Source organism: Mesorhizobium sp. C268A, from assembly GCF_040324475.1.
Lineage (GTDB): Bacteria > Pseudomonadota > Alphaproteobacteria > Rhizobiales > Rhizobiaceae > Mesorhizobium.
On the sequence record NZ_JAMYVX010000001.1, the window covers coordinates 4948088 to 4973340 of the forward strand.

Genomic DNA, 25253 nt, shown 5'->3' on the forward strand with positions numbered 1-25253 from the left:
CGGCCTCCTACGACTGGCTGGTGAGGCGCGACCGACCCGCACTGCGACGCTGTTCGTCGAGGATGGCGGCATTGAAATCCCGCTCCCTGACGTCCTTGCGCTTTTCGATGACCGCCGACTTTATCGCCTGAATGCAGACGCGCTCGATCTCCGCGTAAGATAACCCGATCAGTTCACCAGCCTTCGTTCCGACATCGAAGGCCGTCGACACATTTCGGAATTTTGTGCGTAGGTAGCGGCCGATCAGCTGCTCATCCGGCTTGTCGAACCAGATCACCTCGTCGAACCGCCGCCAGATCGCGCTGTCGAGAGCGTGGTCGAGGTTTGTTGCAGCGATCAGGAAGCCCTGGGGTCTGAGGCGGTCGATGAACAGGAGCAGACTATTGACGACGCGCCGGAGCTCATTGTGCTCGCTTGAATCATCGCGAGACCGCGCCAAGGCGTCGAACTCGTCGAGAAAAAGAACACAAGGCTGCTTCCGGGCGAAGTCGAAGATCTTCCGAAGATTGCTCGCGGTTTCCCCAAGATAGGAGGAAATCAGCTGGTCGAGTTTGACGGCAAACATCGGCAAGCCGAGCTCAGCGGCAAAAACCTCCGCTGATACGGTCTTGCCGCAACCGGGCGGTCCGCAAAACAGGAGCTTTGACCGCACAGGCAGACCCCTGCGTCGGATTTCTTCAGCCCGTCGGAACTCCTTGAGGAGACCGATGAAGACACGCGTGTTGGAAGCGCTGAGAACGACGTCTTTGGTTGTATGCGTCGGCTCAACCCGCTCGACAAAGTCCTTGGCGGCATCCGGAAACGGGATGAGTGGCGCAAGCGATTTCATGGACCTAGGCCCGCTCGGCGAAGGACCGTTTTCGAGAGTCTTGCGAAGAGTGCGCGCAAGAACCTTGTTGTTCTTCTTTTCTTCCTCGACGATTATCTGCTCGGCAACCGCACGAAACTCATCGTCGCGGCCATAGCTCGCCAGCAATTTCTTCATTAATTCACCGCGAGCCATCCGAATTCCTATGCTTTGTCCTTGTAAGCTAGTAGATATTCACTCCGTGCTGCGGAATCCGACGCTTGGCACCAAACCGTCAGAATCGCCTAAAGATACCTTACTGAGAAATCACTCTGGTCGAAAGCGGTCATGAGGCTGCTACTGCTGCCTTGACCGCGTCCGGGAGGACATCGATTTCCTATCACGGGACGTCCGCTTTAGGGGTCGGATGAGAACTATAGCAATGTCTGGAATGAGGCGCAAAACAGCCGAATGACGCGGCTATCGGTCTATCCCCCAAATAGGCGTGCTAAGAAACCGCGCTTCGCGGGTTTCGACGCGGGAGGCGGGGTGGCCGGACTCGCGATCGGTTTGGCAGCCGGTTTCCAGTCGCTGGGCTGGACCATAGACGTCTTCGGCAGTTGCGGGATGGCCCGTGGTGCAGGCGGAGTGACGCGCTCCGGCTCGCGCCGACCCGTCCGCATCGTCGGAATCTCGATGACCTCCTTGGCCCGCGTTACGGCGACGTAAAACAGTCGTAACTCGGCGGCATCATGCTGCTCATTTGCCGCCTGTTCTGCTGGCGAGCGGGCTTCCCGGGTCTTGAGGAAATCATCCATCAGCCGAACGTTCCGCCACTCCCGTCCCTTCGCTTTATGGGCCGTCGAGACGACGATGTCGGCCTCACCCTCATCAAAAGAGCGATTGAGAGCCCAGAGTAGACGCTTCTCGCCCTTGCTTTGCACCAGGTTGACGAACATGGCCAATTGCTCGCCCTCGGTGGTTTTTGAGAAATCCACCACCGCCTGCCAGTTGGTGAACCCGAAGAACTCCGGCGCCTCGGCCGGCCGGCCTTCCTTCAGATCAACCACACCTCGCAAGAGAGTCTTCAGGTCCTTGTTGTCCCCGACAAGGTGGGGCTTTCTGTCGGCTTCCAGGCAATCGATAAGCGCGGTCATAACGTTGGCATTCGTGCGCGCCAGGATCGCGTCGGGATTGCAGATGCCGACCCGGCTGCGCAACGCGCTGTTGCCGGTTAACGGCCTCAGCTCACCAAGGCGGGCGAGAACGCGCGACGCTTCATCCGCAATCCCCGGACCGAAGCGGAACGACTGTGTTAGATGCACTGTTGTGTCGGTCTCGATAGCCTCCATCGCGTTGACAGCGCCGCGCCATTCGTAGATCTGCTGGTATCGGTCACCCACATAGACCAGCTGGCACTGCTGCCGCTTGAGGACGTCTAGTACGACCGGGTTGGTGTCCTGCGCCTCATCAAGGAGGATGTAATCGACGGCAAGTTGCGGCTTCGACAACGCCCATAGCTTGAGATATCCGTCATGGCCGAGCGGTAGAGGGTCGCGGCCATCACACATCCGCTCCCAAACGTGCTGGGCATTGGTTAGAGCATATTCATTAACGGCCTTGAGGGTCGGTTCCCCTGCGGCCAGCAACGACCCGTGGCGTGGCACGTGGATTTCGGAAATGACCTCGTCTGCGCTGTGGGCGAAGCGCCGGACGGTCTCCTGAACCAGGTAGGCTTGCGATACCGCCTGCAGGCTGTGATCCTTGTCGATCCGCCAGGATTTTTTGATGCCGAGAATCTCGGCCAACTGCTTTGCGCTTAAGCGGCTGAAACATTTATCCCGATTGCGCTTGTAGTCCGAGGAGATGGACTTCAGTGCCAGGCTATGGGTTGTCGCGCAGTCGACCGTCGCCGGAAACTTTCCCTTCGAATCTGTAACGATCGCCTTGTTGAAGGCAACGTATTGCCCGCGCCGTCGCGTACTCTGTGCGAGGAACTGGAGGGTCGAGGTCTTGCCGGTTCCGGCGTAGGCATTGATGCGCAGAGACCCGCCGGACAAAAACGCTTGGATCGCCTGTTCCTGCTCCGCCGTAGGTGTTCGGCTGCCTGCTTTCATAGGCACGCGCTCATGCCCCCCAATAGCCTTGGGCTTTCGAGAGGTGCGGGCGGCAGGCTTCATAGCTTCAAACAGGTCAGGCTGCTTCGACGCCTGGAGCTGCTGGATCCGCGCAAGCAATTTCTTCGCGCTCGGCGTATTGCGATGGTCGCGCAACTCGCTGGCAACCGCACGTAGGGTTGGCGTGTTCCCGGCCGCCAGTGCCTTATTCGCAATCGCCTCGATTTCGCTTACACTTAAGGAAAGATACGGCCGTTTCATTTTGCTCCCCGCCCCGAGGCAATTCGCCAACGAACGCGTCGATGAGTCAAGATGAAACAAGTTATGCCGGGCTATTATGCGACCGGTGTTTTATTAACGCTATGGCAGCTTGCGAGACAAAACGCCGGGCTTCTGAATGCCGATGTGAGCGCGCTTAGGTGCCATTGAGGTCAGGTCAGGCAAACGTCCGCTCACAGGCAAAAACGAATTTGCCTGAACGGCGGAAATCAGGCGCATTGCTGACATTGATTGAGAAACAGATAATCCTAAAGGCGCCTGTAGATGCCGCCTTCGTCTAAGTGTTCGCGGTACCGCGTGACAAGCGCACACCACGGCCACCGCCATTCTCTGGAATGAATTCTATTCCGGCTGCTTCGAGCGATAGCTTCAGCGCTTGCAGGATTGATTCAGATGCTGGTTTCGAACCACGTTCGAACTGCACGATCGTCCTCAAACTTACCTTGGATAGATCCGCCAGTTCCTGTTGAGAAATGTCGAGAAGCCCACGGGCCGCGCGAACTTGGGCCGCACTTACCTTCATTGTTCAAATGCCCTGTTGCACAAAAAGTGCAAATATGCTTGTTTTAGGTAACGGCCGTTGGAAGTGGTTCCCCGCTTCCAACAGTCTAACCACGCCCACGCTTTGCGGAGCTCGGATCATGGCTGATTCCGACAATAACACGACTTTGCCTTTCGTCACCCGCAGGAAGGTGCTTGTGGGAACAGCAACCGCAATGGCGGCGACGCAGGCTACATCGTTCGCTGGCATCGACTTGGAGGGTGACGACGCCATTGATCCTGCGGTGGCGGTGTGGAAACGATGGCAGGCGGCTTGGGAAGAGGCTGAACGGCTTTGCAATCAGCAGCAGCGGCTGGAGAGGGTACTTATCGAGACCGTTGGCTTCCCTTGCACGACAGTTACCTTGTCCGACGGAGAGAGCGTGACAGTTCACTCCGTTGAAGCCCTCCAGGAATTGCTCGGTGTTCGTCCCGCTAACACAGTGGCCCGCACCCAAGCTGAAGCTGAAATCGTAGCCAATCAGGCGCGCTGGGATGCCGCCGCTAGGGAGATTGGTTATTCGACAGCCTTACTTGCTGAGCGCGAAGCTGGCGAGCGGGCGAAGGAATTACTCGAAACCTTATCCCAAGTTCCTGCAACGTCGCTCGCCGGTATAGCCGCCAAGCTAAATGCAGCGCTTAGGGAAGGGGAGTATTCGCTACATGACAGTGAGCCCCCGTGGCCACAAATCCGCTCGGCCTTAGACGACATAGCTCGGATTAGAGAGCAGAAAGTCTCAAGCTGAACTTCGGCACTAAGGTACCGGAATCGCGATCATTCGTCGGTGTGGTGATTTTCGCGGGGCTTACCGAGACAAACTCTCTACACATGGAGCGACCGATGCAGTTCCGAAAGGCATTTGCGGAGCCAGGACGTCGCAGCGTCTTCGACGCACCGGCAAACCATGGAATCGAGAGTGGCCCGCACCCTGCTGATCAACATGTCGGCAGGCAGATCGCTGCGGTTCGCGTGCAGTCGGACGTCTCGCAGGCACAGCTTGCCCGATCCATCGGTATCAGCTTCCAGCAGCTCCAGAAATATGAGAACGCCAGAAACCGCGTGAGCGCTTCCATGCTCTACGAGATCGCTAGTTCAGTAGGTGTTCCGGTGGGCCGCTTCTTCGAAGGCCTGCCGGGCAATGAGATCGATCGTGATCCTCCTCCGCTGCCGGTCGACGAACGCATCAATTTTATTGCCAGCGCGGAAGGTCGACGCCTGATTGAAAGGCTTGTGCATCTCCATCCGCGAGTGCGAGGTCGGGTGTCGTCTTTAATCGCAGCATTAGGAGAGGAACTGGCAGTCATCGACCCAAAGCAGGAGAGCGCTAGGTCCAGCGAACCCATGCCGGTCGAATGCAGGCTGGCTTGACCGGCAGTTATGGCAAAGCTCAACGAGTTCCCTTCGACGGCTGGAATGGCGAAGTTCGCGCTGTCGCCTCGATCCGCACCGCCAGGGAGGGGATGGTCGAGCGAGTGTTTCCCGAAGAGACCTCGACAACGGCTATATCGCCGCAGGCAGGGAGAAAGTGGTCCGGTCGTTGCCTACGGCGATGATGGGAGCGTTGCATGAAAAAGCTTCCGAACGCATCCCAAGTTCCTGCCATAGGCTTCCCAGCAGCACGGCTGCAGCCCGTGCGATCTAGATTCGCCAGTTCGGCGACTATCCGATTTGCGCGCCGAAGGGTCCCAAGTGCACGATCGAAGGCGTGTGCCCCTTTTATCGCCGGTCGTGTTAGTGATGCTCGGCTTCGTGAAGTCGGCACGACACAGACGCGATGGTGGATTGCTGCGCGAAACCGCCCTAGCGGTAACGCCGGAGGAGCTTCGCACAGCCATGCTTAAGTTTGTCGAAGCACTCGCCATCGCCGATGCCAGAGGCGATCATCTCAAATCCGTCGGCGCTTCGGCTGGCCGAAATGCTGCCATGGATGCAGATCGCTGCAAGAAGAAGGCTTCCGACACATGAGGCGGGCCGCTGTCTACGCACGCTTTTCGACCGAGCTGCAGAACGAAAAATCCACTGAAGACCAGATTGCGCTGTGCCGTGCTTACGCAGCGCGCAACGGTCTGGCTATCGTTGCGGTCTACGAGGACAAGGCGCGCTCCGGCTCATCTATATTGGGTCGCGACGCGCTGATGCGCCTGATGGAAGCTGCGGGCCAGAACGCGTTCGACATCGTCGTTGTCGAGGCGCTCGATCGCCTATCGCGCGACATGGCGGATCTCGCAGGTCTTCACAAACGTCTCTCTTTTCTCGACATTGAAATCCAGGCTGTTCATGACGGTATCGCCGATGCGGTTCTCATTGGTATTCGTGGACTTGTCGGTCAGATGCAGAGGGAGGATGGCGCAAAGAAAGTCCGTAGGGGTATGGCTGGAGTCGTCCGTGATGGACGTCATGCCGGAGGCCGGGCCTATGGCTATCGACCGGTCTTGGGCCATCCTGGCGAACTCGAGATCGTCCAAGAGGAGGCAGACGTTATCCGGCGTATTTTTGCCGCTTATTCGGCCGGTCGCGCTCCACGTGACCTAGCCGGTGACCTCAACCGGGATGGTATAGCGCCACCGCGGGGGATACGGTGGAACGGTTCCACCATCAACGGAAATGCACAGCGCGGCGTAGGTCTGCTCTTCAACGAGCTCTATGTCGGTCGGATCGTCTGGAACAAGGTCCGAATGGTGAAGAACCCCGATACTGGCAAGCGTGTTTCTAGGCCAAATCCAAGGGACCAATGGCAGACGAAAGAAGTTCCGCATTTGCGCATCATCGAAGACGAAACTTGGCACAAGGCGCAGGCTCGCAAGGCAGTGAGGGTGAACGCAACCTCTCATGTCAAGCGTCGGCCAGCTCACCTGTTGTCCGGTCTGCTCCGCTGCGGCGTTTGCGGTTCAGGTCTGTCGGTTCACGATCGTGATAAGACAGGCAAGACGCGTATTCGGTGCTCGGCAGTGCGAGAAAGCGGGAGCTGCTCCAATCGGCGCATCATCTATCTGCCCGAGATCGAAAAGGCGGTCCTTGATGGCATGCGCGACCAACTGAAAGCCCCCGACCTCATCGAGGCATACATCCGCAGATACAACCAAGAGCGCCGAGAATTGTCCGCACAGGCGAATGCGATGCGCACAGCGCTGCAACGCAAGCACGATCGGATAGAAGGCGAACGGCAGCGCACGATCGATCTTGTGATCAGAAGCGTCATTGCTGAAGAGGATGCCAAGCAGCGTATTGCAGAACTCAAGACGCAGCTTTCCGAGGTAGAGGCACAGCTCTCCGGTCTCGATGAGCCGCTGTCACCCGTAGCTCTCCACCCTGCGACCTTGCAGCGTTACATCGAAACCGTCGACGGCCTTTCAAAGGCGTTGGCCGACCACGCAACTGCTGCTGACGACCGTGGCCCGCTGATCCAAAACCTTCGAGGACTTGTTCATAGCGTCACCGTGCACCCCAAGCGGGCACGTGAGGGCTTCGAAATCGAGGTCAAGGGCAAGCTTGCCGCCCTTATAGGCGGGGCCGCATTTCCCAATGCACGGTATACTGAAAAGCCCACCGGACAGGGCAACCACTTCAACGCTGCCGTTACGTACGATAGTGGGTTGGAAGTGGTAGCGGGAGAGGGACTTGAACCCCCGACCCCAGGATTATGATTCCCGTGCTCTAACCAACTGAGCTACCCCGCCAGGGCGGCGAAAGGCCCGAAATCCGCCTTAAATCGAAAGGCATTTCGAGGCGTTCGCCAAGGTCGCGCGGATATAAGGTTGGGAGGGCGAGCCTGTCAAGCATCGATGCGCGAGGGGCGCCGGCATATTGTCGCCGGTAAAAGCTTTGCCGGGCTGGCATCTCCGGTAAGCCACCGGGGTTGAGTTCGACGGGGCACGCCGCTATGTCTCGGCCAAGAAATTAGAGTTTGAAGCTGATGAAGCCGCGCATTGCAGTCCTCGGTTGCGGATACTGGGGCAGCAACCACATCCGCACCCTCAAGGCGCTCGGCGCGCTGCATGCGGTTTCCGATGCCAATCGGGCGCGGGCCGAAGGCTTTGCCAGCGAGCAGGACTGCCTGGCGATCGAGCCCGACCAGCTGTTCGTGCGTGATGATATCGACGCCATCGTCATGGCGCTGCCGCCGCAGTTCCATGCCGATCTTGCCATGCGCGCCGCTGAGGCCGGCAAGGACGTGCTGGTGGAAAAGCCGATTGCGTTGACCGTGCCCGACGCCGAGCGCGCCGTGCAGGCGGCCAGGGACAATGGCCGCGTGTTCATGGTCGGCCATGTCTTGCGCTTCCATCCCGCCTTCGAGACGCTGAAGGCGCTGATCGACAATGGCGAGCTCGGCGAGGTCCGCTACATCCACTCGCACCGGCTCGGCCTCGGCAAATTCCACACCGAGAACGACGCACTGTGGGATCTGGCGCCGCACGATCTGTCGATGATCCTGGCCATCACCGGCACCGAGCCGATCGAGGTCAGGGGCGAGGGGGCGGCACTCCTCGACAATCTCAGCGATTTCGCGCATCTGCACATGCGTTTTCCCAACGGGCTGCGCAGCCATCTCTTCACCTCGCGGCTCAATCCCTATCGCGAGCGGCGGCTGACCGTGGTCGGCACCAAGGCAATGGCGGTGTTCGACGATGTCGAGCCCTGGGAGCGCAAGCTGGCCGTCTACCGCCACGCGGTGTGGCAGGACAGCGGCCAGTGGGCCTTCACCACCAACGAGCCATCCTATGTCGCGGTCGGCCAGGGCATGCCGCTGACGCGCGAGCTCGAGCACTTTATCCAGTGTATCGAGACGCGGGCCGAGCCGCGCACCAGCGGCGAGGAAGCCATCAGGGTGCTGCGCATCCTGACGGCGGGTACAGTCACGCACACTAAGTCCTGAGACCGTTTCGAAACTCTGCTCTTAAGGCAGATCGAAACTAAAACTGTCTCCGAGAGGGTAGTGTTTACTCTGCGGGAATCTGCGCCGGCCTGGCTGCGAGCCGGCTGAGCATGGCTTCGGCCTCGGCGCCGCGCTCGGAGCGCTCGATGAAGCCGCCGCCGAGAACGCGGGCTTCGTTGCCGTCGTCAGAATAGAGCACGCAGGCCTGTCCCGGCGCGATGCCGGACTCGCCGTCGACCAGTTCGACAAAGGTGCTGCCGGCGCGGTGATGCAGCACGGCCGGGCGCGGCGGCCGCGTCGAGCGGACCTTGGCGAACAGCTCCATGCCGGCGGCCGGAATGTCGGACAGCGCGCGATCGCCCAGCCAGTTCATGTTGCGCAGATAGATCTTGTGGGTCTCCAGCGCCTCGCGCGGGCCGACGATGACACGGGCCCGGTCGGCGTCGAGATGGACGACGTAAAGCGGCTCGCCCGAGGCGATGCCGATGCCGCGGCGCTGGCCGATCGTATAGCGCAGGATGCCGTCATGGCGACCGAGCACGCGGCCGTCGATATGGACGATGTCGCCTGGGTTGGCGGCAGCTGGCTTCAGCTTGGCGATGATGTCGGAATATTTGCCCTGCGGCACGAAGCAGATGTCCTGACTGTCCTGCTTGGCGGCAACGGTCAGCCCCATTTCTTCGGCGATGGCCCGCACCGCAGGCTTGGACAGCCCACCCAGCGGAAAGCGCAGATAGTCGATCTGCGCCTGCGTGGTGGCAAACAGGAAATAGCTCTGGTCGCGGTCGGCATCGACGGGCCGGAATAGCGCGCGGTGGGCGCCATTGGCCCCGGAGCGGATATAATGGCCGGTGGCGAGCGCATCGGCGCCAAGGTCCTTGGCGGTGGCCAAAAGGTCGGCGAACTTCACCGTCTGATTGCAAGAGACGCACGGAATGGGCGTTTCGCCGGCAACGTAGCTCTCGGCAAACGGGTCGATGACCGCCTTGCGGAAGCGCTCCTCATAGTCGAGCACGTAATGCGGAATGCCCAATGTCTCGGAAACGCGGCGGGCATCGTCAATGTCCTGGCCGGCGCAGCACGACCCGGCCCGGTGCGTTGCGGCGCCATGATCGTAGAGCTGCAGCGTGACGCCGACGACATCGTAGCCTTCGCGCTTCAGCAGACCGGCGACGACGGACGAGTCGACACCGCCCGACATGGCGACGACGATGCGGGTGTTTTGCGGGCTGGAGGGAAGGTCGAGGCTGTTCATGGTTCTTTCGTTCTGCGCGGCGCTTCAATGGCAGTGGCGCGAATATAGGTCAACCACACCAGCGGCGCCAGCTTTGCGGCGGTGCCGATTTTGCGGGAAAATTGCGCGCCTGCCCGCCGTTGCCTCAAATGCCGATAAAAAGACTAACGCGGCGTTCATGATCCTTACCTACTCATTAGGGTTCGCTTAGGCAATTTTTAAAGCTGTGGCGGTAATGTGGTGGGGATTGGGTCTTTGAGTTTTTAGTAGAGAGTACGATGACCGATCTTGTTAGACCGCGAGTCAAATATGTTATTGGGCCTGACGGCAGCCCTCTTACGATTGCCGATCTTCCGCCGACGAATACACGTCGCTGGGTTATCCGGCGCAAGGCGGAAGTGGTTGCTGCGGTCCGCGGCGGGCTTTTGAGCCTCGACGAGGCATGCCAGCGCTACAAGCTGACCACCGAGGAATTCCTGTCCTGGCAAGCGTCGATCGACGAATACGGCCTTGCCGGGCTGCGCACGACGCGCATCCAGCAATACCGGCACTAGAGCCAGGACCACAACAGAAAAGGGCGCGGTAACCGCGCCCTTTTGCCTGTCGGTAATGCCTGCTTCAGACCGTCAGCACCACCTTGCCGATCGGCCGGGTGGCGAGAAAAGCGTGCGCGGCGCCCGCCTGTTCGAGCGGAAACGCCTTTGCCACATGGACCGCAAGCTTTCCCGCATCGACCAGTTTGCCAAGTTCGACGAGGCCTTCACGGTCGGGCACGACGGACATGCGCTCGACGCGGATCCCACGCGCAGCAGCCTTGGCTCGGGTGGTGTCGTGGACATTGAGCAGCGACACCAGGACCCCACCGTCCTTCAGGACTGTCAGCGATTGGTCGGCATGGTCGCCGCCCACCGGCTCCAGCACCAGGTCGACGTCGCTGACCTCGGCGGTGAAATCTCCCTTGGTGTAGTCGATCACTTCATCGGCGCCGAGCGAGCGGACGAAATCGAGTTTCTTCGGGCTGGCGGTGGCGATGACATAAGCGCCGCGCGCCTTGGCGATCTGCACCGCCAGATGCCCGACGCCGCCGGCCGCGGCATGGATCAGCACGCGCTGGCCGCGCTTCAGGCCGCCATGGCGGACAAGGCCTTGCCAGGCGGTCAGGCCGGCCAGCGGCAGCGCGCCTGCATGAAAGTGATCGATGCCCTGCGGCTTCGGTGCGATTTCATCAGCCGGGGTGACAGCGAGTTCCGCATAGGCTGCGGCCTGCTTGGGAAAATGCGGCATGCCGAACACGGCGTCACCGACCTTGAGGCCGCCATCGACGCCTGGGCCCACCGCCTCGACCGTGCCTGAAATATCCCAGCCCAAAGTGAAGGGCGGTTCGCCCAGCAAAGGATAGTAACCGGCGCGCACCGAGCCATCGACCGGATTGATGCCGGCGGCATGCACGCGCACGAGCACTTCGCCTGACTTGGGCGAGGGCGCGGGGCGATCGGCGATGACGAGGACGTCGGGTCCGCCGACTGAATTCTGGACAACGGCACGCATGGGAGGCTCCTGCTGGGGTTTCTGTGCCACTATCATTTGGATAGTAATATTCCCTTGTCCAGTATGTACCTTTTCCATATATAGGCACCTAATGGATAGTGATAATGATTGCGGCTCCGGCTATGACGCCTTCCAGCGGACGTGTCCTTCGCACGCCGTGCTCGAGATGCTGGCCAGCAAATGGGTCTATCTGACGGTTTGTGCGCTGCGCCGTGGCCGGATGCGCAACGGCGAACTGGCGCGTAAGCTCGAAGGCATCACGCCTAAAATGCTGACGCAGACGCTGCGCGTCCTCGAGCGCGACGGGCTTGTGCGGCGCGAAATCTTTCCGGTGATCCCGCCGCGGGTCGAATATGAATTGACCGAACTTGGCCAGAACCTGGCGGGGCTGCTCACCCAGATACGGTCCTGGTCGGAAGAGCATGTGCCTGACATCAAGCAAGCGCGGGCGAGGGCAGCGGCGAACCTGGACAGGGATTTGGCACGGGCCTGAAGCTGCGGCCGCCTTACGGGCCGGATCAGCAGCGCCGGAGCCTTTTGGCGCGCTACACGCAAAGCAAAGCGCGGCGTCAGGCGGCGCCGGTCGGGTTAAAACCCTGCCGTCAGCCGATCATGGCGCTGCGACCGCCGAGTTCCGCGTCGCGGATCTTGGTGTCGCGCGATTCCAGCATCTCGGCCTTGGAAAGCTCCGCTTCAGCTTCGCCGAGTAATGATTCGGCAGCGCTTCGCTGCTGGGCGAGGTCGCTTTGAGAGTTTCTGAGGTTATCACGGCGCAGACGCGCCGCCTTGGCGAAGGTCGGATAGGCAAAATGATTGATGTCGGTGATGCCGGCCTTCTTCTCCTCGGCGGTGATCTGAAGCTCCAGTTCAACGGCCATGCGCTCGAACTCGGCGATCATCATGTCGAGCTGCAGCAGCTGCCGCCGCTTCTCATTCACCTGAAATTGCTTCAGCCGAACGAGGTTTTCACGTGACTTCATGATTCGGTACTCCCGGAAACGCACACCTGCACATATCGTCCAATCCGCCCGCCAGGGCCTGGCGCCGCCCGTATCCACCGGCATTCCCCGAACTATGGGAAACAAATCCCTAAAGTTTTTTGCCGGCGGTAACCATTCGTTTACGCGCATTGTTAATCATAAGGGCGAGGACTTAAGGCCGGGTAAAAATTCCGGCTCCCGATACGGAAGCCGGCCAGCGAGTCCCTTGAGTCACTTAGTCCGATTTATTAATGTGTTGCATTAGCGATTTGGTTCTGTGATTCATCATTAGATTCAAGAGGGTGTAGAAAGGGGTTAAAAAATCTGGTACCGTCCTTGGTGCGGAATTAGGTTTTGTTAACCATTCGATGGCAGCCTCTGTTCAGGCAATCACTGCTCCGGTCCCGGATGGGTTGTGACATGGTCCGGCGGCAGAAAAGGGGAATGAAATGCGCGTTCTGCTGATAGAAGACGACAGTGCAACCGCTCAGAGCATCGAGCTGATGCTCAAATCTGAAAGCTTTAATGTTTACACGACCGACCTCGGCGAAGAAGGTGTCGATCTCGGTAAACTTTATGATTACGATATCATTCTTCTCGACCTCAACCTTCCCGATATGTCCGGCTACGAAGTCTTGCGGACACTTCGCCTGTCCAAGGTGAAGACGCCGATCCTGATCCTGTCCGGCATGGCCGGCATAGAGGACAAGGTGCGCGGCCTGGGCTTCGGCGCCGACGACTATATGACCAAGCCGTTCCACAAGGACGAGCTGGTCGCCCGCATTCATGCCATCGTGCGCCGTTCCAAGGGCCATGCCCAGTCGGTCATCACCACCGGCGACCTGGTGGTCAATCTCGACGCCAAGACCGTCGAAGTCGGCGGCCAGCGCGTGCATCTGACCGGCAAGGAATACCAGATGCTGGAGTTGCTCTCGCTGCGCAAGGGCACCACGCTGACCAAGGAAATGTTCCTCAACCACCTTTATGGCGGCATGGACGAACCGGAACTGAAGATCATCGACGTCTTCATTTGCAAGCTGCGCAAGAAGCTCGACGCAGCATCCGGTGGCCAGAACTACATCGAGACGGTCTGGGGCCGCGGCTATGTGCTGCGCGAGCCGGAAGACATCCGCGTCAGCGCCTGAGCGAACACCATCCGATTGAACCAATGCAAAAAACCCGGCTCAGGCCGGGTTTTTTGCTGTCCTTCTTGGCCGAGGACGTGCCGAGTCAGGCGGCAACCTTCAAGGTACGAAAGCGTTCGAGCAGTTGCGGCCGGTTGAACGGCTTCAACAGATAACCCTGGGCGCCGGCGCGCTTTGCCTTCATGATCGAGGCAACATCGACCTCGACCAGCGAGATCAGAATCTGCGGTTTGATCGTGCTCTCCATGGCGCGAACCTGGCGAATGACGTCGACCGCTTGCATGTCCGGCAGGGCGCCGTCGACGACAATCACATCAGGCATCTCGGCAGCGCACATCTCGACAGCATCAAGTCCAGTTGCCGCTTCGATCACCACCATGTCGGAGCCGCCAAGAATCCGTTTTGCAACCTTTCTGATGACGCTCGAATCGTCGACAAACATGCAGCGCTTCATTTCCGGGTCCTCTTTGCCATGGGGCGAACCGGCGGCATCCGGGTATCGGGATGCACACTAGGCCGATCTGGTAAAGAAGCAGAAAAGCCGTTAGGTAAAGTTTTTACAAACACGTCGTTTGCAGCCCCATTCCGCAGGGGCGTTGCCGGCAATGAAACTTGCCTGTTCTGAATTGCCGCAAATATCAGCGGGAAAAGATACTTGATTGTTCTTGATGTTCGGCGTCCTGCCGAACGGCTTCGCTCAAGCCGCGGACAGCACGATCTCTTCGGCGGTCGCGTGAATCGAGATCGTCATATTGGCCTCACGCGCCAGCAGCAGCGTGTAGTAGGGCTGGACGGTATGGGCGTCGATAGGCTCCTCGGGCTTGTTGCCGGAATGGAGCTCGAGGAATTTCGGCGGCACGCGCAGCATCGGGCCGCTTGCGGCAAGCGCAAAGCGCGGCTCGGTGTCGAGGTTTTCCAGCGTGACCACCAATCTGCCGCCGCGCGGGATGGCAGCATTGGCGACGAGCAGCAAATTGAGCAGCAACTTGACCTTGTTCTTGGGCAGCAGGGCGCGAACCCCGTTCCAGATCAATTCCGGCTTCTCGTTCTTCAGGAAGGCGATGGCGACGGACTCGGCATCGCCGGTGTCGATCATCATGCCCGCCGAACCGGCGGCACCGAAGGCGATGCGGGCGAATTGCAGGCGGGCCGAAGCGTTTCTGGCGCTCTGCCGGATCAGTTTCATGGCGTCTTCGTCGGCGCCGCCCTCGTCCAGGAGTTCAAGGCCGTTGTTGATGGCGCCGACCGGCGAAATGATGTCGTGGCAGACTCGGCTGCACAACAAGGCTGCGAGATCGGGTGCGGAGAGAGAGAAAAGCTCAGCCATCGGCGAAAAATCCCTGCTAAAATTCACATCCTGGTGGCCGCGCGACCGACTGCCACGCTCACCACCCGAATCACGCTCTCTCCCCAGGCATTCTGAATACACAGCGCCCGAGCGTGCAGCAACAATCCACAATTCTCGTGAGAAAAAACGGCATCTTTGCACAGGATGGGAGCCCGGCGCAGACAGTCAGATACAGCCTTCGAACCGCCATGTTCATGTGGGAGGTTAATGGTTGAAAAAGGATTACGGCATAGTTTGCCCGTAACAGTCATCCTTAACGGCCGCCTAAAGAGCCGGACGGGGTGCGAGGCGTCGGCGAAAGTGCTCCCTGACGGAGATTGGAAGCATGGTTTCCCGATTCTACGACCGGACGTTTGTCCGCGTCTTCTTCATGGCGATTGCCCTCATGGGCGCTCTCGCTTTTTCAACCTCTGCGTCGCGGGCACAGGAATACACCGCTCAGGAGATCGTCGATTCCGGTCACAAGTTCTTCGGCGCGACGTCGGGCGGTCTCGCAACCGTCGTCGAGAAGATTTTTGCCTCCTACGGCCTGCCCAATGGCTATCTGCTCGGCGAAGAGGGATCCGGCGCGCTGATCGGGGGCCTGACCTATGGCGAAGGTACGCTCTACACCAAGAATGCCGGCGACCATAAGGTGTTCTGGCAAGGGCCTTCGCTCGGTTGGGATTTCGGCGGCGAGGGATCGCGGGTGATGATGCTCGTCTATAACCTCGACGACGTCAGCAATCTCTACAATCGGTTCGGCGGCCTTGCCGGTTCGGCCTATGTCGTGGCCGGCGTCGGCTTCAACGTGCTGCAGAGCAACAGGGTGCTGCTGGTGCCGATCCGCACCGGCGTCGGCGCGCGACTTGGCGTCAATCTCGGCTATCTGAAGCTGACGCAGAGGCCGACCTGGAATCCTTTCTGAGCGATTCCGACCACACTTCGACCCGATCAACAGATTCTGACCCGGTGCAGCTGCGGCAAACCCTTGCCGCAGCGCTGGATTTGCGTCATGCGAACATGGCAAAGTCCAGACTTGGCGGTTGCCGGATAGCGGCCCGCCCGTAACGGGTAGTCACCTTGGTTCAGTCGATCCTGTTCTTCGCCCTCGGCTTTCTGTGCGCAGGCTTTCTGGCGCTGCTGGTCGCGCCGGCCATCTGGCGGCGGGCGGTTGTGCTGACACGCAAGCGTGTCGAGGCGTCGGTGCCGCGAACGCTGGCCGAGATCCAGGCCGACAAGGACAGCTTGCGGGCCGAGTTCGCCATGACGACGCGCCGGCTCGAAATCAGCATCAAGACGCTGCGTGAGCGGGCGAATGAGCAACTCGTCGAAATCAATCGCGGGCGCGAGGCGCTGAAGGGCCTTGCGGTCGAGCGCAAGGACAAGAAGCTGGCGCTTTCGGAGCTCGGCGAAAAAAACGAATTGCTCCTGCATCGCGAGCAGCAGATACAACAGCTGTCTGACAGGCTTGCACAAACAGAGCGCATGATGGAAAAGCGCGCGCTCGAGCTGGAAAAGCTCGAGCATATGTACGACGACGCGTCCTTCTCCTCCAGCAATCGTCAGATCGAACTGGTGGCGCGCGAATCCGAGCTGGAAAAACTCGCCAACGACATTTCAGTGCTGCGCGGCCAGCGCAAGGAGGCCGACAAGCGCCATCAGGAAGTCGTCGCCGAAGGCAAGGCCACGCGCGACGCCTTGAAGGCCGAAAAGAAAAGAACCGCCGACCTCGACAGAAAGCTCGAGCGCCTGCTCGCCACGCTTGCCGATCGCGAGGACAAGCTCGATCGCCGCGAAAAGGAACTGGCCCGGCTTCGCGAGCGGGTGAAGGGCGAGGCTACAGGAGGCGCCGCGGCTGCTGGCCTGGTTGGTGCGCAAGACAGTGCCCGCGCCAGGAACGAGGACATCGACAAGACGCTCGCCAAGCTCGAAGGCGACCGAGAGCGGCTCGAAGCCAGGCTGACGACGCTGGCCCGCGAAAACAAGCGGATGAAGGCGGAGCTTGGCGGTTCTGGATCCGCGAAGCCCCGGAATGGCCCCGGCAATGGCAATGATGCCGGTTCTGCCTTGCGCGAACAGATGAACAATCTGGCGGCTGAGGTCGTCCATTTGACGGCCAAGCTCGAAGGACCGGATTCACCGATCGCCAAGGCGCTGGCGGCGCCGCAGGAAACGCGGTCAGGAACCACCAGCCTCGCCGATCGCGTCCGGGCGTTGCAGAAGGCGGACTCGCCGAGCCGAGTTTCGAGCCTCGGCTTGGAATTGCCCGACTACCCCTATCAGCGCGAAAAATGATGCAGCGCGATGGCTGAGGCGGCCGCAACATTCAGGCTGTCGAACCCTTCCGACATCGCGATCCGCACCGTCCGCAGGCGAGTGAGCAGCCTCTCCGGGAGGCCCTCGCCTTCGGTGCCGAGATAGAGCGCCAGTCGTTTCGGTCGCGCGGCATCGCGAATGTCAGCCTCACCACGCGGCGACAAAGCGACCTGGCCGAAGTCCAACTCGCCGAGCTTCGCGATGAAAGCTTCAGTGTCGCCGAAGGACGCAAAGGGCACCTTCAACGCGGCGCCGACGGAGACGCGGATCGCCTTGCGATACAGTGGGTCGCAACAGGTGGCGTCGACGAAGACGGCATCGGCGCCGAAGGCGGCGGCATTGCGGAAGATCGATCCGATATTGTCATGGTTGGCGATGCCGATGAGAACGACGATCAACGCTTCGGCAGGCAAGGTGTCGAGCAAGGCCTCGGCGGGCTGTGGCGTGCCCTTGCTGCAGATCGCCAATATACCGCGATGCATGTGGAAGCCGGCGATCCTGTCCATGACGGCGCTTGCCGCAACGTAGACCGGCAGGTCGGCAGGGGCCTTGCGCAGTATGTCGTGGAGCCCGGCCAGGCGGTTTTCGAGAACCAGGACCGACTCCGCAGCAAAGCGTCCGGCTGACAGCAGGACGTCCAGCACCACCTTGCCTTCGGCAACGAACCGGCCATGGCGGCCGGTGAGATCGCGCTCGCGGATGTCGAGATAGGCGGCGACCCGCGGATCGCGCGCGTCGTCGATCTGGATCGGATCCATCAATACCTCGGCCGGCGAAAAATCGTCAGCGAGGTAAGGAGCGATCGGAGTCGCCAGTCAAGCCCTGCAGGTCAAGTCCCGGCGCGGCGCAGACGCGTTGCCATCTGGGACAAGTCGCCTATCCCGAAAATGCCGTCCAGCATGCGCAACAGTTCGCGCACCGCTTCGGACTTGCAGGAATAGTAGATCATCTGCCGGTCGCGGCGGGTCTCGACAAGATCGAGCGCCCTGAGCTTGGCCAGATGTTGCGACAAAGCGGACTGGCTGAGCATCACCTTTTCGGCGATGGCGCCGACCGACATTTCACCGTCGGCCAGATAGCTCATGATCAAGAGCCGCTTTTCGTTGCCCATAAGGGTCAGAAATGTCGCCGCCGATTCGGCATTGGCGATTAGTTTGGTCGAGACCATCGATGCCCCATGTTTTCCTGCTCATCCAAACGCTATGGGGGCAAATAGCGTTGGCTGCTATAATTCAGCTATGGATCACGCTGCTGATTCAGCGTCGCCTGAATCGTAGATCATTTCGCCCAAATCTCAAGACGTGCTTTTGATTCATGACGATTATCCTTGCGTAGCTGGCGCACGACCGGCTTTGGCCATGTCGACCAGAACCGGCCGCAGGTCGCGCGCGGTCTTCAATGGCTGCGGAAAATAGATCCTGCAAACGGTGTCGCCCGATGCCAGGTCCATGCCATCGGCATCGAAGCCGGTCATGGTCCAACCATCACCTTCAACCCTGGCGAAATGATGGGCATAGACGGCGATGGCGTCGAGATGGTCGGCATTCATGTGGTCGAGAGCGGATTGTTCGCTGGCGGCCAGCTCGTCGACGATCGGCCCCTCGGTGATGAGATCGGCGCGGTCGAGCAGGTAGGCCTTGCCGAAGCCGCCATTCAGGCTGGCGCGCTCCGGCTCGAGGCGAAAGATCGAGAAATCGCCGAGCTCGGCATAGAGCTTTGCCTTGGGATTGCGGTTGAGATAGCGCCGCTCGGCGCGGGCATGCGCGCTCGACCCGCGTTCCAGCGGCTGCGCCCGGCAGACCAGCGTTATCCTGGGATGCGCCAGCGGATCGCCCTTGCCGGGTTCGCCGACAAGCAGCGAGCAGCGCGGCTCGGCAAGGATGGCGCCGGTATGGGCTGACAGCGCCGAGACAAGGATTAGAGGCGTGCCATCGATGTCGGTGGCGACTCCGACCCTGGAGGCCAGCGGTGCGCCGGTCGAGGGCTCGATCACCGCGAGGGCGCCGAAACGGGCGCTGCGGATCAGCGTTGCGGCCAGCCTGATTGCCTCGGCGTCCGTCGCGCGAATGACGTCCTTCTTCGGCTGGTCCAAAATGCTCACCAGGTAAGTTGATTTTCTAAATCCAGTTATTGGCCAATCATGCCGGCTTTGACAAGCGCTTTGATCTCGGCTGTCGAAAAGCCGAAGCGCGCCAGCACGGTCTGAGGTCGCTGATCGTCATCTTCAGGCATGCCGGCAAGCGCCGGCTGCGAGGTCGAGAAGCGTGGCGCGGGTGCGGGCCGCTCGAGCGCACCGGCTTTCACAAATGCGTGACGCGCCCGGTTGTGCGGATGATCCCTGGCTTCGGCCAGCGACAGAACCGGCGCCACGCAGGCATCGCTTGCGGCAAACAGCGCGTCCCAGCCGTCGCGTGTCTTCTGCCGGAACCGGTCGGCAATGGCCGCGCGCATGTCCGGCCACAACGCCTTGTCGTATTGGCCGCGGACAAAATCCTCGCCGAGCGGCAGCAGCCTTGCGAATGCGGCGAAGAAGCGCGGCTCAAGGCAGCCGACCGCAACGTGGCGTGCGTCCGCCGTCTCATAGGTGTCGTAGAAGGGCGCACCGGAATCGAACAGGTTGGCGCCGCGCCGGTCGCTCCACAGACCTGCCGACATGAAGGCGTGTATGGGGGCCGCCAGCATCGAAGCGCCCTCGACCATCGCCGCGTCGATCACCTGGCCTTTGCCGGAGCGCGAGCGCTCGAACAGCGCTGCAAGCACCCCGGCGATCAGCATCATGGCGCCGCCGCCATTGTCGGCGATCAGATTCAGCGGCGGCACCGGCCGACCTTCCTCCCGGCCGATGGCATGCAACACACCCGAATAGGCGAGGTAGGTGATGTCGTGGCCGGCACGACCTGCGAGCGGCCCGTCCTGGCCGAAGCCGGTCATGCGGCCGTAAATCAGCGCCGGATTGCGCGCCAATGCAGCATCCGGGCCGAGACCAAGCCGCTCCATCACACCGGGGCGAAAGCCTTCGACAAACAGATCGGCCTTTTCGGCAAGGCGCAGCAGCAGTTCCGTTCCTTTGGCCTGCTTGAGGTCGACGCGCAGGATGGAGCGGCCGTGACGGTCGAGATTGTACGCATCGGAGAGCGGCAGCAAGGGTTGGTCCGAACCGGTGCGCTCGATGCGCAGCACCTCGGCGCCCATGTCCGACAGCATCAGCCCCGCCAGCGGCACCGGGCCGAGCCCAGCCATCTCGATGACTTTAAGGCCGGCCAGCGGACCGGTCTTCACTGCGCCGGCCGCCATGGCCGTCTATTTCGGCGCCATGCGGATTGCCCCATCGAGGCGGATGGTTTCGCCGTTCAGCATCTGGTTTTCGACGATATGCAGGGCGAGCGCGGCATATTCGGACGGCTCGCCGAGGCGGGACGGGAAGGGCACGGCCGCGCCGAGCGAATCCTGCACCTCCTGCGGCATGCCGGCCATCATTGGCGTCTTGAAGATGCCGGGCGCGATGGTGCAGACGCGAATGCCGGAGCGCGCCAGGTCGCGGGCAACCGGCAGCGTCATGCCGACGACGCCGCCCTTGGATGCGGCATAGGCGGCCTGGCCGATCTGGCCATCATAAGCGGCCACCGACGCGGTGTTGACGATGACGCCGCGCTCGCCGCCCTGCAGCGGTTCGAGTTTGGCGGCACGGTCGGCAACGAGGCGGATCATGTTGAAGGTGCCGATCAAATTGATCTCAATCACCTTGCGGTACTGGTCGAGCGGATGTGGACCATCCTTGCCGATGGTCTTCAAGCCGATGGCAATGCCCGCGCAATTGACCAGGATGCGCGCTGGCCCAAGTCTCTTTTCCACCTCGGCGAGCGCGGCCGCACCGCTGTCGGCGCTGCTCACATCGCACTGGATGGCGGCGCCGCCAATGTCGCCCGCCACCTTCGATGCCCGGTCGATGCCGATATCGAAAATGGCGACGCGCGCGCCCTTGTCGGCCAGCGCGCGGGCGGTTGCCTCGCCGAGGCCGGAGCCGCCGCCGGTTACGATCGCAATCTGGCCGTTCGGGTTCATGCTGCGTGCTCCGTGCTGCTCCGGGTCATGCTACGGAGGTCGCCGCCATGGTGCAACCTGACCAATGGGGATCCATCGCGGCCGCTGCCGCGACCGATCCTGGAGCTCAGGCCATCACTGGTGCCTGCTCGGCGATCCTGGCCAGGTTGGCATGGCCGACCTCGCCGGAGAGCCGCGCCACGGCACCGGGCACGATCTCGTGCGACAGCAGCCGGTCGAGGTCGACCGGGCGCGGCATGGAGATCTGGCCGCGGGGGATCTTTCTGAAGCCGAGCGGGCCGTAATAAGGTTCGTCGCCGACAAGGATCACCGCCGGCGCGCCGGCCTTGGCGGCCGCCTCCAGCGCTATCGCCACGAGCCGGCGGCCGATGCCGAGATTTTTGAAGGCGGGCCGCACGGCAAGCGGCCCGAGCATCAGCGCGCGGCCGGCGCCGGCGGCGATGCGGGTCATGCGCACCGAAGCAACGACGATGTCGCCATCCATGGCGACAAAGGATAGCGAGCGCTCGTGGCCGCCGGTCTCGCGAATCTTGTAGGCGGCCAGCACGAAACGGCCGGGGCCAAAGGCTTCGTCGTTGATGGCTTCGATTTCGGGATCATGCGCCGGAGTTTCCGGCAGGTATTTCACGTCGGCAAGGCTCATGGTCTTCGCGGTCCGATAAAGAGGAAAGGTTGCTGCAAGCGGCAGCGTTCGCCAGTCAGCGCTTTCTAAGCGCGGGCGCCCTTTCGTCGTCGGTCAAACCGGATCAAGCCAAGATCGAACATGCGGAGTGTCCGCTAGCATCAATTGCCGGCGGCTGCAATCGGCTGTTTTCATCCGGCGTTTCATACGAGTGACGCTCTGTTCAGCAGATGACGGCTTCGACATTGCCGCCTTGCGACTACATTGGCCAAGGCACGCAAGGAGATTTCGTATGGGATTGCTGGTCGAAGGCAAATGGCAGGACCGTCCGGCCAATGTCGATAGCAGCGGCAGGTTCATCCGCGCCGAGACGCAGTGGCGTGACTGGATCACGCGCGACGGCGCGCCGGCGCAAGGTCGTACGCGCGGCTTCAAGGCCGAGCCCGGACGCTACCATCTTTATGTCTCGCTCGCCTGTCCGTGGGCGCACCGCACGCTGATCTTTCGCGCGCTGAAGAAGCTAGAAGACATCATCCCGGTTTCAGTCGTGCATCATTTCCTCGGTGCTGAGGGCTGGACGTTTTTGGCCGAGGATGGCGCCACCGGCGACACGCTCAACGGCCTCGAGTTCCTGCACCAAATCTACACCAAGGCCGATCCAGCCTATTCGGGCCGGGTTTCGGTGCCGGTGCTGTGGGACAAGAAGGAAGAGACCATCGTCTCCAACGAATCCGCCGAAATCATCCGCATGCTCAATTCGGCCTTCGACGAGTGGGGCGATGCCGCTCTCGATTTCTATCCGCCAGGCCTGCGCGGCGAGATCGACAAGGTCAATGCGCTGGTCTTTCCCGCCGTCAACAACGGCGTCTACCGCGCTGGCTTTGCCACCACGCAAGCGGCCTATGAAGAGGCGTTCGGCGAGCTGTTCGCGGCGCTCGACACGCTGGAGGGCCGACTGTCAAAACAGCGCTATCTCACTGGCGAGCGTGTCACCGAGGCCGATTGGCGGCTGTTCACCACGCTGGTGCGTTTCGACCCGGTCTATGTCGGCCATTTCAAATGCAATCTGCGCCGCATCGCCGACTATCCGAACCTTTCGAACTATCTGCGCGACCTCTACCAGGTGCCCGGTATCGCCGGCACGGTGAACCTGCACCACATCAAAATGCACTATTACGGCAGCCACGAGAGCATCAACCCGACGCGCATCGTGCCGGTCGGGCCTGGGCTCGACTATGGCGCGCCGCACGACCGGGCGCGGTTCAGGCAGGCGGCGTGAGCATCGGATTGACAGCCTACCAGAACGGCGATACCGGCTCGCCTTCAAAAACCTCGGCAAGCCGCCGCAGCGTCGCCGGCGTCGTGCCATGCGGCAAGCGGTCGAGCGGAAAGAAGCCTGCTTCGGCGATCTCGTGGTCCGGCAGTTTCGGCGCGGTCTGGTTGAAGGTTTCGATGAGATAGAGGCCGACATGGTCGCGGCGGCTGGAGCGGCGGTTGAAATGCATCGATTTCAGCACCGGCTGGGCTGTCAGCGCGATGTTGCCTTCCTCGGCCAGTTCGCGCACCAGCGCCTCACCGAGCGTCTCGCCGACTTCGACGCCCCCGCCCGGCAATTGCCAGCCGGGAACATAGGTGTGGCGGATGAGGAAGACAGTGTTCGAGGCGCGATCGTGGATCAGGCCGCGCACGCCCAGCGTCATCGGCCGCCGCATCAGGAAATAGAGATGGAACAGCCTTGCCCTGAGGCCTGCCCAGCCGGTCTGGCGAAACGCCTGCTCCGGGTCCGATATAGCCATGACTAGCGAAACCGTGGATGGGCAGGAAACAGTGAGTGGAAAGCGGGGAGCGCGTCGCCTATGAAGGAAGGATGTTCAGGCTCGCGCATATTTCCGATGTCCATCTGGGGCCGCTTCCCGGTGTAACCTACCGCGAACTCGCGTCCAAGCGCGTCGTCGGCTACGTCAACTGGCAGCGCAACCGCCGCCGCCATATGCACGATGCCGTCATCGACACCATCGTCGCCGACATGAAGGCGAGCACACCCGACCACCTCACCGTTACCGGCGATCTGGTCAATCTGGCGCTCGACGGCGAGATCGAGATGGCCAAGCACTGGCTTGAGACGCTGGGTTCGCCGGAGGATGTCTCGGTGGTGCCGGGCAACCACGACGCCTATGTGCCGGGCGCCTTCGACAAGGTCTGCCGCTCCTGGGCGGCGTGGATGAGCGGCGACGGCGTGACTGCGCCGATCGACCGCAACGCTTTTCCCTATCTGCGCGTACGCGGCAATGTCGCGCTGATCGGCGTTTCGACGGCGCGCGCCACGGCGCCGTTCATGGCCAACGGCTTCTTCCTCGAAGGTCAGGCGCAAAGGCTGGCGACAGTGCTCGACGCAACGAACAAACGCGGCCTGTTGCGGGTGATCATGATCCATCATCCGCCGGTGCGCGGCGCCGTCGCCCAGCAAAAGCGCCTGTTCGGCATCTCCCGCTTCCACAAGACCGTTCATAGGCATGGCGCCGAACTCGTGCTGCACGGCCATTCGCATCTGCCGTCGCTGTTCTTCATCGGCGGGCGCGGCGCCAGGATTCCGGTCGTCGGCGTCGCCGCCGCCGGGCAGTCGCCAGGCAGCAAGAACCCGGCGGCACAGTACAATCTGCTCGATATTGACGGGGAGAAGGGCAATTGGCTGATTCGCCTGACGCGGCGCGGCCTGACCGGGCCGGCCTTGCCGCCATCGGACCTGCAGGTCATTGAACTCGGCGCGCAGACACCGAGGCCTCCAGATCGTTGATCAGAAGCTGATCTTCATCGCCATCAGGCGATCCCAAAACAGCGCGGCCGCCACCGCCAGGCCAACAAGCGCGCCGGCGGCGACCAAGCCGAGACCGGAAAGGAACGTCGACCAGCTCTTGCCTGGCGCGGCTGCTTGCAAGGGCGGCTCCGCTTCCGGCACGGCGGCGCGTTTCAGGTCGGCGACGGCCGGCTCGACACCGCCCTCCATCATGCGCTGGCGCTCGACGATACGCTCCGCCACATAGCGCGTGACCTGATCGGCGACCGGTTTCATATCGGTCGATTCGGCGAGCACGACGCGGCCGATGCGGGTATCCCTGAGAAAGCGGTAGGTGCGGCGGTCGCGCCCCATGGCGACATGGCTGACGGCGTCGATCCACAGGCGGGGCTGCAGGCCGGAGGAGACGACGAAGTCGAAATTGTCCATGTCGGCGGGCACGTCGGCAAAGACCGGGGCGAGCTCGGCGGCGAGCAGATCAAGCCGCATCCGGTGCGCCTCGCGCATGTCGACCACGACATCGTCGCGATCGGCGAAGGCATTTTTCACATCGCGAACGGCGTCGGACAGTTTGCGGGAGGTGTCAATGGGGGTGATGTTTTCGCCAGTGTCCTTCATCGGCGTC

Annotated in this window: 28 protein-coding genes and 1 tRNA gene; 12 read left to right on the forward strand and 17 right to left on the reverse strand. The window is 61.4% G+C overall.

Annotation, left to right across the window (positions count from 1 at the left end; all coding sequences use genetic code 11):
* Window positions 1-7: 7 nt before the first annotated feature.
* From NKL06_RS24145 to NKL06_RS24155, 3 genes are all read right to left on the reverse strand, one after another.
* Window positions 8-1003 (reverse strand): AAA family ATPase, encoded by a 996-nt coding sequence (locus NKL06_RS24145; RefSeq protein WP_023691653.1) that lies wholly within the window; start codon window positions 1001-1003, stop codon window positions 8-10.
* 272 nt (window positions 1004-1275) lie between these two features.
* The gene (locus NKL06_RS24150; protein ID WP_023691652.1) at window positions 1276-3165 is read right to left on the reverse strand and encodes a UvrD-helicase domain-containing protein; all 1890 of its coding nucleotides are present in this window, start codon (window positions 3163-3165) and stop codon (window positions 1276-1278) included.
* A gap of 295 nt (window positions 3166-3460) precedes the next feature.
* The gene (locus NKL06_RS24155; RefSeq protein WP_084567686.1) at window positions 3461-3706 is read right to left on the reverse strand and encodes a helix-turn-helix domain-containing protein; all 246 of its coding nucleotides are present in this window, start codon (window positions 3704-3706) and stop codon (window positions 3461-3463) included.
* Window positions 3707-3824: 118 nt separating this feature from the next.
* Here NKL06_RS24155 and NKL06_RS24160 point away from each other — a divergent pair, with 118 nt between their 5' ends.
* The 4 genes from NKL06_RS24160 (at window position 3825) to NKL06_RS24175 (ending at window position 7368) form a co-directional block, all read left to right on the forward strand.
* A complete protein-coding gene (locus tag NKL06_RS24160) occupies window positions 3825-4469 on the forward strand; it encodes a hypothetical protein (protein WP_023691651.1) in 645 nt (214 codons plus the stop codon).
* 95 nt (window positions 4470-4564) lie between these two features.
* A complete protein-coding gene (locus tag NKL06_RS24165) occupies window positions 4565-5092 on the forward strand; it encodes a helix-turn-helix domain-containing protein (protein ID WP_023691650.1) in 528 nt (175 codons plus the stop codon).
* Between the two features lie 369 nt (window positions 5093-5461).
* Window positions 5462-5689, forward strand: a complete 228-nt coding sequence (locus NKL06_RS24170) for a hypothetical protein (protein ID WP_023691649.1) — start codon at window positions 5462-5464, stop codon at window positions 5687-5689.
* A complete protein-coding gene (locus NKL06_RS24175; protein ID WP_084567698.1) occupies window positions 5686-7368 on the forward strand; it encodes a recombinase family protein in 1683 nt (560 codons plus the stop codon). The genes NKL06_RS24170 and NKL06_RS24175 overlap by 4 nt, the downstream gene beginning before the upstream one ends.
* On the opposite strand, the gene NKL06_RS24180 is transcribed toward NKL06_RS24175, so the two are convergent.
* A tRNA-Met gene (locus NKL06_RS24180) sits at window positions 7325-7401 on the reverse strand. The genes NKL06_RS24175 and NKL06_RS24180 overlap by 44 nt on opposite strands.
* A 236-nt stretch (window positions 7402-7637) precedes the next feature.
* Between NKL06_RS24180 and NKL06_RS24185 the strand changes: the two genes are divergently transcribed.
* Window positions 7638-8597 (forward strand): Gfo/Idh/MocA family protein, encoded by a 960-nt coding sequence (locus tag NKL06_RS24185; RefSeq protein WP_023691648.1) that lies wholly within the window; start codon window positions 7638-7640, stop codon window positions 8595-8597.
* 64 nt (window positions 8598-8661) lie between these two features.
* On the opposite strand, the gene mnmA is transcribed toward NKL06_RS24185, so the two are convergent.
* Complete coding sequence (mnmA, locus tag NKL06_RS24190) at window positions 8662-9852, reverse strand: tRNA 2-thiouridine(34) synthase MnmA (protein WP_023691647.1); 1191 nt, start codon at window positions 9850-9852, stop codon at window positions 8662-8664.
* Between the two features lie 257 nt (window positions 9853-10109).
* Between mnmA and sciP the strand changes: the two genes are divergently transcribed.
* The gene (sciP, locus tag NKL06_RS24195; RefSeq protein ID WP_013529904.1) at window positions 10110-10385 is read left to right on the forward strand and encodes a CtrA inhibitor SciP; all 276 of its coding nucleotides are present in this window, start codon (window positions 10110-10112) and stop codon (window positions 10383-10385) included.
* A gap of 64 nt (window positions 10386-10449) precedes the next feature.
* Here sciP and NKL06_RS24200 read toward each other — a convergent pair whose 3' ends face one another.
* Window positions 10450-11379: an NADP-dependent oxidoreductase gene (locus NKL06_RS24200; protein ID WP_023691646.1), complete on the reverse strand. Its 930-nt coding sequence runs from the start codon at window positions 11377-11379 to the stop codon at window positions 10450-10452.
* Between the two features lie 91 nt (window positions 11380-11470).
* Between NKL06_RS24200 and NKL06_RS24205 the strand changes: the two genes are divergently transcribed.
* On the forward strand, window positions 11471-11872 hold the full coding sequence (locus NKL06_RS24205; protein ID WP_023691645.1) for a winged helix-turn-helix transcriptional regulator: 402 nt from the start codon (window positions 11471-11473) through the stop codon (window positions 11870-11872).
* 109 nt (window positions 11873-11981) lie between these two features.
* On the opposite strand, the gene NKL06_RS24210 is transcribed toward NKL06_RS24205, so the two are convergent.
* The gene (locus NKL06_RS24210; RefSeq protein ID WP_023669945.1) at window positions 11982-12359 is read right to left on the reverse strand and encodes a flagellar export protein FliJ; all 378 of its coding nucleotides are present in this window, start codon (window positions 12357-12359) and stop codon (window positions 11982-11984) included.
* A 449-nt stretch (window positions 12360-12808) separates the two neighbouring features.
* Here NKL06_RS24210 and ctrA point away from each other — a divergent pair, with 449 nt between their 5' ends.
* Complete coding sequence (ctrA, locus tag NKL06_RS24215; protein WP_006203583.1) at window positions 12809-13504, forward strand: response regulator transcription factor CtrA; 696 nt, start codon at window positions 12809-12811, stop codon at window positions 13502-13504.
* Window positions 13505-13589: 85 nt separating this feature from the next.
* Here the strand turns inward: ctrA and NKL06_RS24220 are convergent, their stop codons facing one another.
* Together NKL06_RS24220 and chpT are read right to left on the reverse strand one after the other, a co-directional pair.
* Window positions 13590-13958, reverse strand: a complete 369-nt coding sequence (locus NKL06_RS24220; protein ID WP_023669946.1) for a response regulator transcription factor — start codon at window positions 13956-13958, stop codon at window positions 13590-13592.
* Window positions 13959-14201: 243 nt separating this feature from the next.
* Window positions 14202-14831: a histidine phosphotransferase ChpT gene (chpT, locus tag NKL06_RS24225; RefSeq protein WP_023669947.1), complete on the reverse strand. Its 630-nt coding sequence runs from the start codon at window positions 14829-14831 to the stop codon at window positions 14202-14204.
* A 391-nt stretch (window positions 14832-15222) separates the two neighbouring features.
* Here chpT and NKL06_RS24230 point away from each other — a divergent pair, with 391 nt between their 5' ends.
* A complete protein-coding gene (locus NKL06_RS24230) occupies window positions 15223-15759 on the forward strand; it encodes a DUF1134 domain-containing protein (RefSeq protein WP_245267094.1) in 537 nt (178 codons plus the stop codon).
* Between the two features lie 155 nt (window positions 15760-15914).
* A complete protein-coding gene (locus NKL06_RS24235; protein WP_023691643.1) occupies window positions 15915-17129 on the forward strand; it encodes a coiled-coil domain-containing protein in 1215 nt (404 codons plus the stop codon).
* On the opposite strand, the gene NKL06_RS24240 is transcribed toward NKL06_RS24235, so the two are convergent.
* From NKL06_RS24240 to NKL06_RS24265, 6 genes are all read right to left on the reverse strand, one after another.
* On the reverse strand, window positions 17114-17908 hold the full coding sequence (locus NKL06_RS24240; RefSeq protein WP_023691642.1) for a TrmH family RNA methyltransferase: 795 nt from the start codon (window positions 17906-17908) through the stop codon (window positions 17114-17116). The two genes, NKL06_RS24235 and NKL06_RS24240, sit on opposite strands and share 16 nt — an antisense overlap.
* Window positions 17909-17979: 71 nt before the next feature.
* Window positions 17980-18318: an ArsR/SmtB family transcription factor gene (locus NKL06_RS24245; protein WP_023669951.1), complete on the reverse strand. Its 339-nt coding sequence runs from the start codon at window positions 18316-18318 to the stop codon at window positions 17980-17982.
* A gap of 153 nt (window positions 18319-18471) precedes the next feature.
* Entirely contained in the window at window positions 18472-19242 is a 771-nt protein-coding gene (locus tag NKL06_RS24250) for a HugZ family pyridoxamine 5'-phosphate oxidase (RefSeq protein WP_023691641.1), read from the reverse strand.
* Window positions 19243-19277: 35 nt separating this feature from the next.
* Window positions 19278-20444, reverse strand: coding sequence for a CaiB/BaiF CoA transferase family protein (locus NKL06_RS24255; RefSeq protein ID WP_023691640.1), 1167 nt, complete (start codon window positions 20442-20444; stop codon window positions 19278-19280).
* A 6-nt stretch (window positions 20445-20450) separates the two neighbouring features.
* Window positions 20451-21212, reverse strand: a complete 762-nt coding sequence (locus NKL06_RS24260; protein ID WP_023691639.1) for a 3-hydroxyacyl-CoA dehydrogenase — start codon at window positions 21210-21212, stop codon at window positions 20451-20453.
* Between the two features lie 106 nt (window positions 21213-21318).
* Window positions 21319-21855 (reverse strand): GNAT family N-acetyltransferase, encoded by a 537-nt coding sequence (locus tag NKL06_RS24265; protein ID WP_023691638.1) that lies wholly within the window; start codon window positions 21853-21855, stop codon window positions 21319-21321.
* A gap of 271 nt (window positions 21856-22126) precedes the next feature.
* Here NKL06_RS24265 and NKL06_RS24270 point away from each other — a divergent pair, with 271 nt between their 5' ends.
* The gene (locus NKL06_RS24270) at window positions 22127-23113 is read left to right on the forward strand and encodes a glutathione S-transferase family protein (RefSeq protein ID WP_023691637.1); all 987 of its coding nucleotides are present in this window, start codon (window positions 22127-22129) and stop codon (window positions 23111-23113) included.
* A gap of 16 nt (window positions 23114-23129) precedes the next feature.
* Here NKL06_RS24270 and NKL06_RS24275 read toward each other — a convergent pair whose 3' ends face one another.
* Complete coding sequence (locus tag NKL06_RS24275) at window positions 23130-23630, reverse strand: NUDIX domain-containing protein (RefSeq protein ID WP_031207879.1); 501 nt, start codon at window positions 23628-23630, stop codon at window positions 23130-23132.
* A gap of 71 nt (window positions 23631-23701) precedes the next feature.
* Here NKL06_RS24275 and NKL06_RS24280 point away from each other — a divergent pair, with 71 nt between their 5' ends.
* Window positions 23702-24628 carry a metallophosphoesterase family protein gene (locus NKL06_RS24280; RefSeq protein WP_023683636.1) on the forward strand — a complete coding sequence of 309 codons (927 nt, stop codon included), beginning with the start codon at window positions 23702-23704 and terminating at the stop codon, window positions 24626-24628.
* Here NKL06_RS24280 and NKL06_RS24285 read toward each other — a convergent pair whose 3' ends face one another.
* Window positions 24629-25246, reverse strand: coding sequence for a hypothetical protein (locus tag NKL06_RS24285; RefSeq protein ID WP_023691635.1), 618 nt, complete (start codon window positions 25244-25246; stop codon window positions 24629-24631).
* Window positions 25247-25253: the final 7 nt, after the last annotated feature.

Coding starts and splice junctions, on each gene's coding strand:
- NKL06_RS24275 (WP_031207879.1), bottom strand. CDS start 23,630: ATGGCTATATCGGACCCGGAGCAGGCGTTTCGCCAGACCGGCTGGGCA.
- NKL06_RS24175 (WP_084567698.1), top strand. CDS start 5,686: ATGAGGCGGGCCGCTGTCTACGCACGCTTTTCGACCGAGCTGCAGAAC.
- NKL06_RS24245 (WP_023669951.1), bottom strand. CDS start 18,318: ATGGTCTCGACCAAACTAATCGCCAATGCCGAATCGGCGGCGACATTT.
- NKL06_RS24265 (WP_023691638.1), bottom strand. CDS start 21,855: ATGAGCCTTGCCGACGTGAAATACCTGCCGGAAACTCCGGCGCATGAT.
- NKL06_RS24200 (WP_023691646.1), bottom strand. CDS start 11,379: ATGCGTGCCGTTGTCCAGAATTCAGTCGGCGGACCCGACGTCCTCGTC.
- mnmA (WP_023691647.1), bottom strand. CDS start 9,852: ATGAACAGCCTCGACCTTCCCTCCAGCCCGCAAAACACCCGCATCGTC.
- ctrA (WP_006203583.1), top strand. CDS start 12,809: ATGCGCGTTCTGCTGATAGAAGACGACAGTGCAACCGCTCAGAGCATC.
- NKL06_RS24220 (WP_023669946.1), bottom strand. CDS start 13,958: ATGAAGCGCTGCATGTTTGTCGACGATTCGAGCGTCATCAGAAAGGTT.
- NKL06_RS24280 (WP_023683636.1), top strand. CDS start 23,702: ATGTTCAGGCTCGCGCATATTTCCGATGTCCATCTGGGGCCGCTTCCC.
- NKL06_RS24210 (WP_023669945.1), bottom strand. CDS start 12,359: ATGAAGTCACGTGAAAACCTCGTTCGGCTGAAGCAATTTCAGGTGAAT.
- chpT (WP_023669947.1), bottom strand. CDS start 14,831: ATGGCTGAGCTTTTCTCTCTCTCCGCACCCGATCTCGCAGCCTTGTTG.
- NKL06_RS24160 (WP_023691651.1), top strand. CDS start 3,825: ATGGCTGATTCCGACAATAACACGACTTTGCCTTTCGTCACCCGCAGG.
- NKL06_RS24255 (WP_023691640.1), bottom strand. CDS start 20,444: ATGGCGGCCGGCGCAGTGAAGACCGGTCCGCTGGCCGGCCTTAAAGTC.
- NKL06_RS24230 (WP_245267094.1), top strand. CDS start 15,223: ATGGCGATTGCCCTCATGGGCGCTCTCGCTTTTTCAACCTCTGCGTCG.
- NKL06_RS24240 (WP_023691642.1), bottom strand. CDS start 17,908: ATGGATCCGATCCAGATCGACGACGCGCGCGATCCGCGGGTCGCCGCC.
- NKL06_RS24185 (WP_023691648.1), top strand. CDS start 7,638: ATGAAGCCGCGCATTGCAGTCCTCGGTTGCGGATACTGGGGCAGCAAC.
- NKL06_RS24270 (WP_023691637.1), top strand. CDS start 22,127: ATGGGATTGCTGGTCGAAGGCAAATGGCAGGACCGTCCGGCCAATGTC.
- NKL06_RS24155 (WP_084567686.1), bottom strand. CDS start 3,706: ATGAAGGTAAGTGCGGCCCAAGTTCGCGCGGCCCGTGGGCTTCTCGAC.
- NKL06_RS24150 (WP_023691652.1), bottom strand. CDS start 3,165: ATGAAACGGCCGTATCTTTCCTTAAGTGTAAGCGAAATCGAGGCGATT.
- NKL06_RS24170 (WP_023691649.1), top strand. CDS start 5,462: ATGCTCGGCTTCGTGAAGTCGGCACGACACAGACGCGATGGTGGATTG.
- NKL06_RS24205 (WP_023691645.1), top strand. CDS start 11,471: ATGGATAGTGATAATGATTGCGGCTCCGGCTATGACGCCTTCCAGCGG.
- sciP (WP_013529904.1), top strand. CDS start 10,110: ATGACCGATCTTGTTAGACCGCGAGTCAAATATGTTATTGGGCCTGAC.
- NKL06_RS24165 (WP_023691650.1), top strand. CDS start 4,565: ATGCAGTTCCGAAAGGCATTTGCGGAGCCAGGACGTCGCAGCGTCTTC.
- NKL06_RS24285 (WP_023691635.1), bottom strand. CDS start 25,246: ATGAAGGACACTGGCGAAAACATCACCCCCATTGACACCTCCCGCAAA.
- NKL06_RS24260 (WP_023691639.1), bottom strand. CDS start 21,212: ATGAACCCGAACGGCCAGATTGCGATCGTAACCGGCGGCGGCTCCGGC.
- NKL06_RS24145 (WP_023691653.1), bottom strand. CDS start 1,003: ATGGCTCGCGGTGAATTAATGAAGAAATTGCTGGCGAGCTATGGCCGC.